A 13338-nucleotide genomic window follows, 5' to 3' on the forward strand; every position below is an offset into this window, starting at 1 on the left:
GCGCCCCGGCCGCCGTCCCTGCCCTGGTGGGGGTCAGCCTTCGGTGATCGAGTTCAGCCGCTCGATCGACTCGACGTACTCCTCGATCAGGTCGTAGACGACCTGGGCGGCCGGCTTCACCTGGTTCATGGAGCCGACGATCTGGCCGACCGGGAAGGTGACCAGCTCGCCGTCGCCGGACCGGGCGATGCGCGGCAGCGCGTCGGCGATCAGCATGAACTGCATCGGCATCGGCAGGTAGCCGGGCGACTTCTCGCTCTCCCACGCCTCGGTCCACGCGGTCTTGAGGAACCGGGCGGGCTTGCCGGTCCAGGCGCGGGACCGGACGGTGTCCCGGGAGGTGGCCGCGAGCAGCTTCGGCAGCGCCCGCTCGGGGGTGTCGGCCTCGTCCACGGTCAGCCAGATGGACCCGGTCCAGACGCCGTCGGCGCCGAGCGCGAGGCCGGCGGCCATCTGCCGGCCGCGGCCGATGCCGCCCGCCGCGAGGACGATGGTGTCCTCGCCGACCGCGTCCACGACCTCGGGGATCAGCACCATCGTGGACACGTCACCGGTGTGGCCGCCGGCCTCGGTGCCCTGCGCGATGATGATGTCGACGCCGGCCTCGACCTGCTTGCGGGCGTGCCGCGCGTTGGAGGCCAGGCCGCCGACCTTGACGCCGTGCTGGTGGGCCAGCTCCGCGACGTCCGCCGGGGGCGGGCCGAGGGCGCTCGCCAGCAGCGCGATCGGGTGCTTGAGGGCGATCTCGACCTGCGGCCGGGCGGTCTGGTCGGTCCAGCCGAGCAGCACCTTGCTCGCGCTCTCGGTGGACGGCTCGACGCCGTGCTCCTCGAGCAGCTCCTCCAGGAACCTGCGGTGCTCGGCCGGGATCATGCCCTGGAGCTTGCCGACCAGTTCCTCGGCGTCGCCGAGGTCGGCGCCCTCGTACTTGGCGGGCATCACCACGTCCACGCCGTACGGCTTGCCGCCGACGTGCTCGTCGATCCACTTGAGCTCGAGCTCGAGCTCCTCGGGGGTGAAGTACAGGGCGCCGAGGACGCCCATGCCGCCGGCGCGGCTCACCGCCGCGACGACGTCGCGGCAGTGACTGAACGCAAAGATCGGGTACTCGATGCCGAATTGTTCGGTGACTCGTGTCCGCACAGCCTCGACCCTAGGCGCGTCCACGCAAAACTGCAACAGGTTCTAGTTAAGGAAATCGCGGAAGCCTGCAGAACAGGCGGTCCAGGGCGTGCGGCGGGCGCTAGAACACGTATCAGCGAAGGCGGAGACACGTGAAGGCCCCGCGGCCGGACGGGGCGGCGGGGCCTGGCGGAGGGGCGTTCAGCGGCGCCGGGACGGCAGCCGGCGCTGGCGGCCGTCGGACGGCGCGCGCCGCGCCTGCGGCTTGGCGCCCTGGGACGGCGCCACGGCGGGAGAGTCCGCAGCGCCCGCGGGCCGGGCGGCGGCGCGGGCCGCGAACGAGCCCGGCGGGGCGGCGGCGGAACCCGGCGCGGCGGAACCCTGCGGGGCCGAAGCGGGCGGGGCGGGCGCGCCGGGAGCCGGCGCGCCGGCGGCAGCGGTGGCCCCGGCGGAACCGGGGGCGGCCGGCGGCGCGGGCGGTCCCGCGTCGCCGAACTTGCCGTCGGCGCGGCGGGGCGCCTCGACGGGCGGCGGCGTCCGGTCGCGCATCAGCCCGAGCAGGCCGCCGGCCAGCAGCATCACCAGGCCGAAGAACACCGCGGCGGCCGGGATGTAGCTGCGCACCAGGTCGATCTGCAGCGCCGTCTTGTCCGACATCGAGACCAGGCCGCGCTGGTCCTTCTCCAGGGTGACGAGGTCGGCCTGCGCGACGAGCATCTTGCCCTTGCCGTCCGGCGTCTGCACCCAGCTGCGGATGTTCTCGCGCTGCTTGACCGGGATGCCGGTGCGCGGGTCGACCCACATCGTGTTGTAGGCCTCGGTGTAGCGGTCGACCTTCTGGTCGCCCTTGCTCGCGGGCAGCCCGAGCATGGTCGCCGGCATCTTGGTGTCCAGCGCGGCGGTCTTGGTCAGCGGGATCTGCTGGGTGAACCGGTAGGTCGCGAGGCCGTGCACCCGCTCGACGGCGCCGAACCGCATCGGCGCCTGCTGCTTGGTGGTCATGTCGAAGAACGGGTAGTCGCGCTTCTGCACGTTGCCGATCGGGAACAGCAGCCCGTACCCGGACATGCGGACGGTGCTGTCGCCCTCGACGTTGGCGCCGCAGCAGTTGACGAGGACGCCCGTCCGGCGGTCGAACGCGATCCGGAACTTCTGGATCTGCACCGGGGTGTCGGGCTTGGCCTGGTCGTAGATGTCGGTGGTGGAGTCCCAGACGGCGATCTTGTTGTTGCCGCCGTTGGCCCGCACGTCGCCGCGGATGGTGTTGTTGGCCCGCAGCGTGACGCCGTTCTTCAGCTTCAGGTCGGACTGGTCGAAGTAGGTGCTGTTCGGCGACTCCAGCCGGGTGACCTGGTAGCGGTTCAGCGGGGCCTGGACCACCTGGTCGGCCACGTAGAACCGGACCATGGGCGCGAGCGCGAGAAAGAAGGCGCCCAGGCCGATCAGGATCAGGCCGACCACCGGTCGCCGCATGAACACCTCCGGGACTGCGGTCCGTCTCCCCGGGCCGTGAGGCCGGAATCCGGCGTGCCCGGTCAGGCTACAGGACTTGCCAAACCGGCCGTCCAATAGCATCGACCACTCATCGTGCGAATCCGAAGAATCTTCCCATATTGGTCATGGCCCGCGGGCGCGGTCGGCGCATCCCCGACCGGGCCCGCCGGCGACGCCTCCCGGCGACCGCATACCGGCCGGTAAGCTCCGCCTGTACTCCCCGTGATCCGTGAGGTTGCCCATGGACTCGCCGGCAGCTGCCTCGGCGCCCGAGCAGGACCCCCGCCCCGAGCAGGACGGTCGCGCCGAGCAGGACCCCCGCCCTGAGCGGGACGGCGGTGCCGCGCCGGGCCACCGCGCCACGTTCGGCCGGTGCCTCCGGCTGTTCAGCGCGTTCCGGCGCGAGGGCACCGATCCGGAGTACTTCTACGGGCTCATGGCGCAGGACACCGTCGCCCAGCTCAGCACCTACACCCGCCTGGACGGCGCCACCATCGTCGATGTGGGGACCGGTCTCGGCCAGTTCGCACGCGCGCTGGAGAACGCTGGGGCGCGCTGCACCGGCATCGACCACGACATCAAGGAACTGACCGCGCTCGGCCCTCCAGCGCCGAACACGCTCGTCGCCAGCGCGCTCGCCCTGCCGTACCGGACGGGCTCGGTCGACGTGTGCTTCTCGTCCAACGTCCTTGAGCACGTCCCCGACCCGTGGCGGATGGCCGGGGAGATGGTCCGGGTGACGCGCCCGGGCGGCCTGGTGTTCCTGTCGTTCACCAACTGGCTGTCCCCGTGGGGCGGCCACGAGACGTCGCCCTGGCACTACCTCGGCGGCGACCGGGCCGCCCGCCGGTACGAGCGCCGCACGGGACGCCCGCCGAGGAACCGGTTCGGCGAGAGCCTGTACCCGGTGTCGGTGTCGGCGGCGCTCGCCTGGGCGCGCGGCAACGGCGACGTCGAGGTCGTGGCCGCGGTGCCGCGCTACCTGCCGCGCTGGGCGTCCGGGATCGTCCGGGTCCCCGGCCTTCGAGAGATCGCGACCTGGAACCTGCTGCTCGTGCTGCGGAAGACGGGCCCGTGAGGCCGGCGCCGCCGCAGGCCGCCGGGCCCGCCCCGCCGCCGATCTCCGGGCACCAGGACGCGCTGGACGGCGTCCGGGCGCTCGCGGCGCTGGCCGTCCTGGCGTTCCACGTGGCGAGCGCCTCGGGGGCGATGACCCGGGAAGGCGGCTCCGGCTGGCTGTTCAACGGCGGCCAGGTCGGCGTGCCGATCTTCTTCACGCTGTCCGGCCTGCTGCTCTACCGCCCGTGGGCGGCGGCGGTGCTGGACGGGCGGGCTTCTCCGCGCGTCGGCGGGTACCTGCTCAAGCGCGCGCTGCGGATCATGCCCGCGTACTGGGCGCTGATCGTCGTCTTCATGGTCACGTCCGCGCGCGCGCATCTCAGCGACCCTCTGACGTGGGGCTCGCTGCTGACGCTGACGCAGACGTACCTGTCGCACCCCTGGTGGGGCGGCGGCCTCGGCCCACCCCGGATCGGGCAGACATGGAGCCTGGTGGTCGAGGTCAGCTGGTACGCGCTGCTGCCGCTGACCGCGCCGCTGCTGGCCTGGTACGCCAAACGGGTCCCGACGCGAGACCCGGGCGTGCGGGCGAAACGGCTGCTGCGCGCGATCGGCGTGTACGGGGCGCTCTCGTTCGTCTACGTGGTCTTCATGTTCGTGCCGGACCGGCACAAGCAGATGGGCCTGTGGCTGCCGCACTTCTTTGTATGGTTCGCCATCGGCATGGCCATGGCCGTCGTGACGGTGTGGGCCCGGCTGGACCAGCGGCGCCCGGTCGCGGCGATGTGCCGGGCCGTCGTCGACTCGTGGGGCGCGTGCTGGGCGGCGGCGGCGATGCTGTACGTGGTCGCCGCGACGCCCGCGACCGGCCCCTACACGCTGCAGACGCCGGACGCGCTGTGGACGTCCGTCCTGCACCTGGTCGTGTTCGGGCTCGTCGCGGCCGCGCTGGTCGCGCCGATCGCGTTCGCGCCCGCCGGGCATCCGGTGATCGAGGGGGTGCTCGGCAACCGGGTGATGCGCTTCCTCGGCCGGATCTCCTACGGCGTCTTCCTCTGGCAGATGATCATTCTTCTGGCCTGGTACGACGCGGCGGACCGGATGTACCGGGGGCACGTCCTGACGGATCTGCCCCTGCTGGCGGCGGCGTCCATCGCAGCGGCGACGGCGAGCTACTACCTGGTGGAGAAGCCGGTGATGGCGCTGCTGCGCCGGCGCCGCCCGCGCGCCGGGCGCGACGTCCACGACGATCCCGGCCGGACGGTTCCGGACCCGGTGGCGCCGCCGGAGCGGGCCCGTTCCCGGCGGGCCCCGTCCCGGGGGCGGCCCAGCTGAGCTCGATCCGGCCGCCGGACCCGCCGCCGGGCCCGCCGCGCGGCCGGGGCCGCCACAGCTCCACCGCGACCCGCCCGACGATCACCAGCCCGAGCAGCTGAGGCACGACGTCGCCGAGCAGCCCGTCCGGCTTGGACGGGTTGTCGAGCAGCCCGAACCGGTTCCCGGCGGCGAGGCAGCCGGCCCCGGCGACCATCGCGAGCACGACCGTCCAGGGGGACGCGAGGGCCCGCAGCGGCCAGGCGCGGCCGGTCCTGGCCCAGCCGCAGACGGCCGCGACGGCGGCGGTGACGGCGAGGCCGGGGATCCCGGCGATCCAGCCGCCGAGCGCGGCGGCGAGACCGATCGCGGCCCAGGCGGGCCAGCCGGTCCCGGCGACCAGGGCGCGGCCGGACGGCCCCGGCCCGCGCCGCTCCCGGGCGGGCCAGACGGCGACCAGCAGCAGGACGAGCAGCAGGTTGAGCCCGGCGACCACGGCGATCCGCTGCGACCGGTCCGGGGTGTAGGTGAGCTGGACGGCGCCGTTCGTCCCGGCGGGGACGACCCAGCCCTGCTTCCAGCCGTCGAGCCGGACGGGGCGCAGCACGGTGCCGCCGGCGGTGGCGCGCCAGCCGCTGTTGAAGTTCTCGTTCACGGTGAGGAACGAGGTCTTCGCGGCGTCGACCTCCAGCTTGCGGGAGCTGGATCCCCAGCTCAGCACCTTGACCGGCTGCGGCGCGCCCGCGTCCGTGCCGCCAGTTCCGGTGCCGGTGCCGGTGCCGGTGCCGTTCGCGACGGCCTGCGGGCCGACGGTGACGGTGTCGATGCGGTAGGCGTCGAGCGGCACCGAGGTCAGGTGGTTGCGGCCGGCCTTCAGCGGCGCCTGCCGGCAGGCGGCGAACCGCAGCGGCCGCCCGGCGAGCAGGTCGCCGAAGGTGCCGGTGGCCTTGGTCTGCACGGTCGTCCCGTCCACCCGGACCTTCGGCCCGTATCCGCAGGCGAGCGTCAGCGGGACGCCCGACACGTCCGGCAGCGGCCTGACGCCGGGGATGACCAGGTCGGTGAGCTGCACCGGCCCGACCCGGTCGTCCTTGAGGAACGTGATCGTCAGCCGGTCGGTGGTCATCGGCGCGAACGACAGCCGGCCGAGCCCGTCGGACAGGCCCTCGCGGTACTCGCCGTTCCGCCCCTCGACCCGGACCCGGACCGGGCCGGACGCGCCGGGCGGCCGGCTGAGGGTGAGCTTCGACAGCCGCTTGCGGCCCTTCCACTGGACGGACAGGGCGGGCGTCTCGTCCCGGTCGGCGGCGATCCAGGTGGTGGACGGGTCGCCGTCGAACGCCGACCGCGCCTGGTCGGCGGGATGGTCGGACTGGACGGAGGTGGCGGTGACGAGGGGCTGCCCGGTCACGGCGGTGTACTGGGCGATCAGCCGCTCGTCGGTGAGGACGGCGGTGCCGGTGAGCGGCGACTTCCCGGCCACGGCGGAGGTGTAGGCGCGGTCGAAGCCGTCGCCCTCCTCGTCCCCGCTCGCGAGGCTCGGCGAGCACACCCAGCGGGCACTGCCCTGCATGCATTCGGACGTGCCGCCGGGCGCCCGGCTCATCACGTAGGTGGCCTGGCCCTTGACCCCGGACGGCGCCGGCAGCGTGTACGTGCGGGTCGGGTGGACGCCGCCGATGCTCAGCTCCGACACCCCGGCGCGGGCGAAGGCGGGCACCGCCGGCTTCGTCGCGAGGCCGGTGATCCGCAGCTTCAGCCAGCGGCTCGTCCCCTCCGGGGCGCGCAGCGGCTGCGCGGCGGAGGTCCGCTGGACGTCCTGCTCCACGGTGCCGCTCTCGGTCTGGACCGCGACCCGCGCGACCGCCGGGCCGAGCGTGGAGTCCTGGTCGAACACGGCGGTCAGGTTGCGGACGTCGCGGGGCTGGTCGAAGTCGATCCGCAGCCACTGCCCGACCGGCCCGTTCCACCCGCCGGTCTGCCAGGAGGTGAACGGGTCGCCGTCCAGCGCGGCGTACGGCTCCGCACCCGGCTTGCGGGACTGCGGGATGGCGTCGTCGGCCGCCGCCGACGACGACGCCGTGACGTCCCGGACCCCGCCGCCGTAGACCACGTGGGTGGTGTACCGGTTCCAGCCCTTGTCGAGGACGTCGGTGGCCTGGCCTCTGTGCGCCTGCGTCAAGGTCGGCGAGGTCTGGTGCAGCTCCCCGTAGTTGCGCTTCAGCAGCCGTGGCGAGTCGGTCACGACGGGTTCGCCTCCGAGGTCGGGGGCGTCGTCGTCGAGCAGGACGGGCCCGGACGGCAGCGCCCGGTCGTCGGCCATCGCCAGCAGCGACTCCGGCCCGCCGTACACGCGGAGGGCGCCGGACGCGTCCGACAGGTTCGCGACGTCGTCGGCGCCGGAGACCTCGTAGACCTCCAGCGCGGGGTACCGCTGGTCGGTGGCGGAGACGGCGTCGTCCACCAGGTCGCCGCCGACGGGCGCGCCGAACGAGGCGGCGCGGCGGATGCCGGGCGAGTCGGCGAGCGCCTGGTGCAGCCGGGCGGGCCAGGCGCCGCGCAGCGTCTCGCGGCTCAGGTCGTTGCGGACGAGCAGGTACCGCACGCCCATCCGGCCGAGGAACGCGGCGAGGCCCGGCGAGCCCTGCCCGGAGCGAACCTGCAGGTCGATCGCGTCCAGCGCCCGCGTGTACCCGGGCGACCCGGCCGGGACGAGCTGCCGGACGCCCCACCGGGCGGTGAGCAGCGGCTGGACGATGTCGTCCATCGGCCGGCCCCACAGGTACTCGCCGAACGGCGCGCCGGGCAGCGCCACGACGCCCTGCTGCCCGGCCCGCGCGTTGATCCACGACGCCGCGTCCCGCCAGTACTTCGGGACCTGGGGGAAGGAGCCGGGCCCGGTCAGCCCGTTCGACACGGCCGTGACGCCGATCCCGGCGAGGGCGACGAGCGCGACGGCGGGGACGCTCAGCACGGCCCGCAGCGCGCCGCCGAGGACGGGACGGCGCTCGGCGGCCAGGCCGCTGACCCGCGCGCGCGCCGGCTTGCGGACGGCCACGACGAGCAGGTGCGCGAGCCCGAGCGCGAGCGGCAGCCGGACCACGGCGTCGAACTTGTGCAGGTTGCGCAGCGGCGCGAGCGGGCCGTCCAGCAGGTCGCGGGCCTGCGCGGCGAACGGCCCGGGCAGGTCGCTGAGGTGGCCCACCGTGATGATCGCGACCCCGGCCAGCAGCGTGACCAGCAGGAACGTCCGTTCCGGCAGCAGCCGGCCGAGCAGCCCGGCCAGCCCGAGCGCGGCGATCAGCCCGGTGCAGACGACCGGCAGCGCCCCGGTCGACAGGCTGTGCCCGACCGGCCACCAGATCCGCCCGTCGACGATCAGGTAGTTCACCCAGCGCTCGGCGCCCCGGAACACGTTGATCAGGCCGGTCGGCGCGGTCGTCGTGGCGGCCTTCTCGGTGTAGGTCAGCCACGAGAACCCGTACGTGCCGGTGAGCAGCAACGGGACCAGCCACCATGCCATCGCCGCGCCGGTCGCCGCCGACCACCACGCCAGCAGCCGGATCCGGAACGACCCGCGCGGCCGCGTGAGCACGTACACCAGCGGGACGATCAGCACCGCGACGGTGGCGGTCGCGTTGATGCCGCCGCAGCAGGCGACCGCGAGCCCGGACCGGGCCGCCGCCCGCACCCGGCCGCCCTCGCCGGACGCGGCGGTGACCAGCGGCAGCACGATCCACGGCAGCATCGCGACCGGCATGTACTCCGAGGAGATCTGGCCGAGGGTCGCGAGGGCGTTCGGCGCCAGTGCGTACGCCATCGCCGCGATCAGCCGGCTCCCCGGCCCGCCGATCCCGAGCCGGTTCGCCAGCTTCCACGTCCCGGCGAACGCCAGGCACAGCAGCAGCGACGTCCAGAACCGCTGGGTGATCCACGGCGGCATCCCGATCACGTGGCCGAGCGCGTAGAACGGGCCCATCGGGAACAGGTAGCCGACCGCCTGGTTCTGCAGCTGGCCGAACTGCTCGGCGTCCCACAGGTGCAGCGCGCGGCCGAGGAACCCGAGCGGGTTCACCGCCATGTCGATCTTGGTGTCGGCGAGGATGAGGCCGGGCCGGGTGCCGAACGCCAGCGCGGTCAGCGCCAGGCAGCAGGCCGCGACGCGGAGCCGCTCGCGCAGCCGGCCGGCGGCGTCCGGGCCGTCCGGCGGGCGCGGACCGGGGGCGGGCGGGCGCGGCGCGCCGGCGCGCGGCGGGCTCGCCTCTCCGACTGCCATGCTCGCCCCTTCTGCTGCCACCCCTCCGACGACGTTCCCGGCGCGGCCTACTCGAGGTCGCCGCGGGCGGCCTCGCCGGTGGAGCGGGGCCGGCCGAGCAGCCGCTCGACGGTGGTCGCCTCGCGGACCTCGCGGACCTCGCCGGGCCCGGCGAGCAGCTCGTCGCGCACCGGCCCCTCGACCACGCGCAGGTGGACGTCACCGTACCGGTGCACGACCTGTGCCCGGTCATCGGCGGTGGACGACGACCCGGCCCGCACGGCCGCCTCGACCAGATCCGCCATCCGGGCGGCGGTCCGCGCCCAGTCGAACTCGGCGGCCCACGCCCGGCAGCGCGCGGCGATCTCGTCGCGGCGGCCCGGCTCGGCCAGCTCCTTGAGCGCGCGTTCGACCACCTCGGCTGGCTCGTCGTCCGGCCCGACGAGCCAGCCGGTGACGCGGTCGCGGACGGCGTCGCGCAGCCCGTCCACGTCGAACGCGACGGACGGGACGCCGAGCGCGGCGGCCTCGATCACGCTGAGCCCCCAGCCCTCGCCCTGCGAGGTGCTGAGGTGCAGGTCGGCGGTGGCGACCAGGGCGGCCTTGACGTGCTCGGTCACGTAGCCGTGCGCGACCGCGACGCCGTGCAGGCCGCGCTCCTCGATCCCGGCGGCGAGCGCGTCCGCCTCCGGGCCCGACCCGATGATGTGGAGGCGGAGCCCCGGATGCCGGTCGGCGAGGCCGCGGGCCAGGTCGAGGAGCAGGCCGAGCCGCTTGTGCGGGACGAGCCGGGTCACGCAGGCCAGCTGCGGGTGCCCGGTGGCGACGGCGCCGTGGACGTCCGGCGGTTCGTCGGAGCCGTTCGGCACGACGTACACCGGGCCCTTCCAGGCCAGCCGCTCCCGCACCGCGCGCAGCGTGGACGGTGACACGACCACGTACGCGTGCCGCCGGTACGTCCAGCGGCTCACGGGCCCTTCGAGCACCCGCCCGACCCACGCCATCCACGGCGGGAAGTGGACGCCGAACTGGGCGTCGTGCACGTGGTGGATCACGCAGAACACCGGGACGCGGCGCGGCAGCGCCCAGGGCGTGAAGAACGGGATGCCGTTCTGGCAGTCGATCACCGCGTCGAAGCGGCCGCCGCGCCGGAACCGGCGCCGCAGCAGCCACAGCAGGACGAGCGGGTACACGGTGAACCGCCCGCCGAGCCGGACGAAGTCGACGCCGTCGACCCGGTCGCGGCGGGGCTGCCCGGGCGCCCGGGACGTCACGTAGTGCACGCGGGCGCCGCGTTCCGCCGTCCGCCGGGCGATCTCCCACGCGTACCGCTCCGCGCCCCCGGCGGCCGGATGCCAGGGATCGCGCCAGTTCACGACCGCCAGCCTCAAGGGTCCGCTCATCCTTGCCCGGCGCTCGACGCGGACGGCAGGCCCCGGTCCGGCAGGGCGGGCAGCGGGCCGAGGACGGGCTCGGACGCCGGCGCCGGGGCGGGGACCAGCGGGCCCGTGACGCGGGCCCGGATCCGGGCGAGGTCGATCAGGCACTGCAGCGAGTGCCGGCGCACCGAGAACGTCGACCCGGGGCGGTCGCGCCACACGACCGGGATCGCGGTGACGGGCGCGCCGCGCCGCACGCAGTGCGCGAGCAGCTCGACGTCGAACGAGAACCCGGTGGTGCGCAGGTCGCGCGCGGCGGCGCGGCCGAGCGGCCCGGCGAAGAACTTGAACCCGCACTGGGTGTCCTGGATGCCGCCGACCAGGTCGCGGACGATCCGGTTGAACGTGATCGCGCCGAGCCGGCGGACCGGCAGCGCGTACCCCTCGACGACGGACGCCTCGTGCCGCCGCGACCCGACGACCACGGTCCGGCCCTCGCGGAGCAGGACGAGCGCGTCGTCGAGAGCGGCGAGGTCGGTGGCCATGTCGGCGTCCATGAACCCGATGTAGGGGGCGCGGGTGGCGAGCAGGCCGGTGCGGACGGCGGCGCCCTTGCCGGGCCGGTCGCAGGTCAGCAGCCGCACCGGGACGGGCCCGCGCCAGGAGCGGACGATCTCCGCCGTCGCGTCCGTGCTGGCGTTGTCGACCACGATCACCTCGGCGCGCGCCGGCAGCGCGGCGAGCCTGTCGCTCAGCAGGTCCAGCCCGGCGGGCAGCCGGCCGGCCTCGTTGCGGGCGGGCACGACGACCTCGAGCAGGGCGGGACCGGGACGCCGGTTCCCCATCAGGTCACGCGGGTCAGGGGGCGCCGTAGTTGTACATCGGCTTGATGACCGGGTCCTTCTGCGAGGAGTTCGCGAGCTGCACGACGCCGAACGAGGCTCCGGCGGCGAGGAGGACGCCGACGAGTGCGGCGATGGCGATGCGCATCAGGGGGCCCTTCGACTGTGGTGAGGGAGGCGGTCGGGGCTGCGGCTACGGATACTCCCGAGTAACGGAAGCCCCAGAGTAGTGCCTGAGGCCAGGAATGACCAGAAAACCACCACACTCGCCGCGATCCAGGCAACGATCACCGGCGCCGCCGGGACGCGGTCCTCGCGCGGCGGCGCGGCGCCGTCGATCCGGTAAACGGCCAGGTCAGCGCCGGTGAGCACGGGTACCGCACCGGTGGGCCGGTACTTGCCGGTCTCCGCGTCGACGACGACGTACCGGACGCCCTGGTCACGGAGCGTGGCCGCGTCGGGGTGCGCGGCGGCCGGGGCGAGGGCGAGCGCCCGCGGGTCCTCGGCGGCGATGGTCGTCCGGCCGACGATCAGCGCGTCGTTCACCACGACCCGCCGGTTCAGGTAGCGGGGCAGCGGGTCGAGGACGCGCCGTCCGTGGTTCCAGGGGTAGCTGCGGTACAGCGCCCACGGCAGCACGAGCACGTCCCCGGGCGCCGAGTCGGCGGCGATGATCTTCCGCGCGCGCGCCCAGTCCGCGGGGTAGTGGACGGCGCGCAGGTCGCCCGCCGCACCCCACGCCAGCGTCGGCAGCAGCAGGACGGGCGCCACGACCGCGCCGACCGCGACCATCGCGTACCGCGCGGTGATCGCCCGGTCGGCGGCGACGCCGAGGCCCACCGCGACCACGACGGCCAGCGGCGCGACGTACTGCTGGCCGTCCCGCAGCACGGCGAACCCGGACCACAGCCCGACCGCGCCCCGCAGCACCGGCGCGGCCACCGCTCCGAGCGCCGCCAGGACGAACCCGGCGGCCGCGGCGACGGCGGCGCCGCGGCGCCACTCCGGCTCCCGGCACCATTTCCAGTACGCGAAGAGAGAGCCGAGGACGACGGCCAGCCAGAACGCGGCCAGGACCGGCGTCCCGTAGCCGCGCGGCACCGTCTCGCCGTTCCAGATGCCGCCGAGCGTCAGGAGGCTGCCGAGCACGCCGAACGGGGTGTCGGCCCGCGCCGCGAAGACGTCGACCGCCGTCCCGTTCCCCGGCACGCCCGCCGGACGCAGCGCCCCCGGCACCAGCCACGGCAGGCTCAACGCGGCCACGACCCCCGCGACCCGCACCGCGCCGCGCAGCCGTGCCGACACCAGCGCGACGACCAGCGCCGCCAGCCCGGACACGGTCAGCGCGGCGAACCCGCCGATCGCCGCCGGGATCAGCGCGCGGACGAGACGGCGCGTCCCGCCCTTCTCCGTCGTGCGGGCCGCCGACGCGACCACCCACGGCAGCGCCGCGTACCCGAGCAGCAGCGCCCACTGGCCGAGCAGGAGCCGCTCGGCGACGAACGGGTTCCAGGCGTAGCAGACCCCGGCGGCCAAGCGCGGCAGCAGCCGTTGCGACGGCACCAGCGACGCCGCCGACATGCACGCCATCACGAAGATCGCGAGCAGGAGCAGCTTCTGCACCGCGCCGGCCGGGATCACCGTGGCCAGCGCCGTCACGAACGCGTCGCTCGGCACCTGCCGCGGGACCGTCCCGGTCAGCCCGAACGTCATCGGCGTGAACGCCGGATCGGGCGTGAACACCATGTCGTAGGACAGCACGAACCCGGGCCTGAGCCCCGGCCCGAGTGCCGCGAGCCCGAGCCCCAGCCCGGTCAAGGCGGCCACCACCTGCCGCGTCCGCTCCCCCATCGGCCTGGACGCTACCCGAACT

The 13338-nt window shown here is 74.7% G+C and carries 8 protein-coding genes and 1 pseudogene; 2 read left to right on the forward strand and 7 right to left on the reverse strand.

The annotated features are described in order from the left end of the window. Positions 1 to 33 precede the first annotated feature (33 nt). Positions 34 to 1143: a nitronate monooxygenase gene (locus AB0C78_RS01435; RefSeq protein ID WP_360740494.1), complete on the reverse strand. Its 1110-nt coding sequence runs from the start codon at positions 1141 to 1143 to the stop codon at positions 34 to 36. A 180-nt stretch (positions 1144 to 1323) separates the two neighbouring features. After that, positions 1324 to 2595, reverse strand: coding sequence for a DUF3068 domain-containing protein (locus AB0C78_RS01440; RefSeq protein ID WP_360740495.1), 1272 nt, complete (start codon positions 2593 to 2595; stop codon positions 1324 to 1326). A gap of 262 nt (positions 2596 to 2857) precedes the next feature. Here AB0C78_RS01440 and AB0C78_RS01445 point away from each other — a divergent pair, with 262 nt between their 5' ends. Both AB0C78_RS01445 and AB0C78_RS01450 read left to right on the forward strand, forming a co-directional pair. Then, positions 2858 to 3694, forward strand: coding sequence for a class I SAM-dependent methyltransferase (locus tag AB0C78_RS01445; protein ID WP_360740497.1), 837 nt, complete (start codon positions 2858 to 2860; stop codon positions 3692 to 3694). Next, positions 3691 to 5010: an acyltransferase gene (locus tag AB0C78_RS01450; RefSeq protein ID WP_360740499.1), complete on the forward strand. Its 1320-nt coding sequence runs from the start codon at positions 3691 to 3693 to the stop codon at positions 5008 to 5010. Before AB0C78_RS01445 ends, AB0C78_RS01450 begins: the two co-directional genes overlap by 4 nt. 2149 nt (positions 5011 to 7159) lie before the next feature. Here the strand turns inward: AB0C78_RS01450 and AB0C78_RS01455 are convergent. The 5 genes and pseudogenes from AB0C78_RS01455 to AB0C78_RS01475 form a co-directional block, all read right to left on the reverse strand. Then, positions 7160 to 9265 (reverse strand): annotated as a pseudogene (locus AB0C78_RS01455) (alpha-(1->3)-arabinofuranosyltransferase family protein); the annotation flags it as partial. Between the two features lie 47 nt (positions 9266 to 9312). After that, the gene (locus tag AB0C78_RS01460; RefSeq protein WP_360740501.1) at positions 9313 to 10635 is read right to left on the reverse strand and encodes a glycosyltransferase family 4 protein; all 1323 of its coding nucleotides are present in this window, start codon (positions 10633 to 10635) and stop codon (positions 9313 to 9315) included. Between the two features lie 8 nt (positions 10636 to 10643). Further along, positions 10644 to 11468 (reverse strand): glycosyltransferase, encoded by an 825-nt coding sequence (locus tag AB0C78_RS01465; protein WP_360740503.1) that lies wholly within the window; start codon positions 11466 to 11468, stop codon positions 10644 to 10646. A gap of 13 nt (positions 11469 to 11481) precedes the next feature. Then, positions 11482 to 11613, reverse strand: coding sequence for a hypothetical protein (locus AB0C78_RS01470; RefSeq protein WP_264159724.1), 132 nt, complete (start codon positions 11611 to 11613; stop codon positions 11482 to 11484). Beyond that, entirely contained in the window at positions 11613 to 13316 is a 1704-nt protein-coding gene (locus tag AB0C78_RS01475) for a hypothetical protein (protein WP_360740505.1), read from the reverse strand. The genes AB0C78_RS01470 and AB0C78_RS01475 overlap by 1 nt, the downstream gene beginning before the upstream one ends. Positions 13317 to 13338: the final 22 nt, after the last annotated feature.

This window comes from Actinomadura sp. NPDC048394, from assembly GCF_040651755.1.
GTDB classification, from domain to species: domain Bacteria; phylum Actinomycetota; class Actinomycetes; order Streptosporangiales; family Streptosporangiaceae; genus Spirillospora; species Spirillospora montaniterrae.

Coding starts and splice junctions, on each gene's coding strand:
- AB0C78_RS01440 (WP_360740495.1), bottom strand. CDS start 2,595: ATGCGGCGACCGGTGGTCGGCCTGATCCTGATCGGCCTGGGCGCCTTC.
- AB0C78_RS01445 (WP_360740497.1), top strand. CDS start 2,858: ATGGACTCGCCGGCAGCTGCCTCGGCGCCCGAGCAGGACCCCCGCCCC.
- AB0C78_RS01465 (WP_360740503.1), bottom strand. CDS start 11,468: ATGGGGAACCGGCGTCCCGGTCCCGCCCTGCTCGAGGTCGTCGTGCCC.
- AB0C78_RS01470 (WP_264159724.1), bottom strand. CDS start 11,613: ATGCGCATCGCCATCGCCGCACTCGTCGGCGTCCTCCTCGCCGCCGGA.
- AB0C78_RS01475 (WP_360740505.1), bottom strand. CDS start 13,316: ATGGGGGAGCGGACGCGGCAGGTGGTGGCCGCCTTGACCGGGCTGGGG.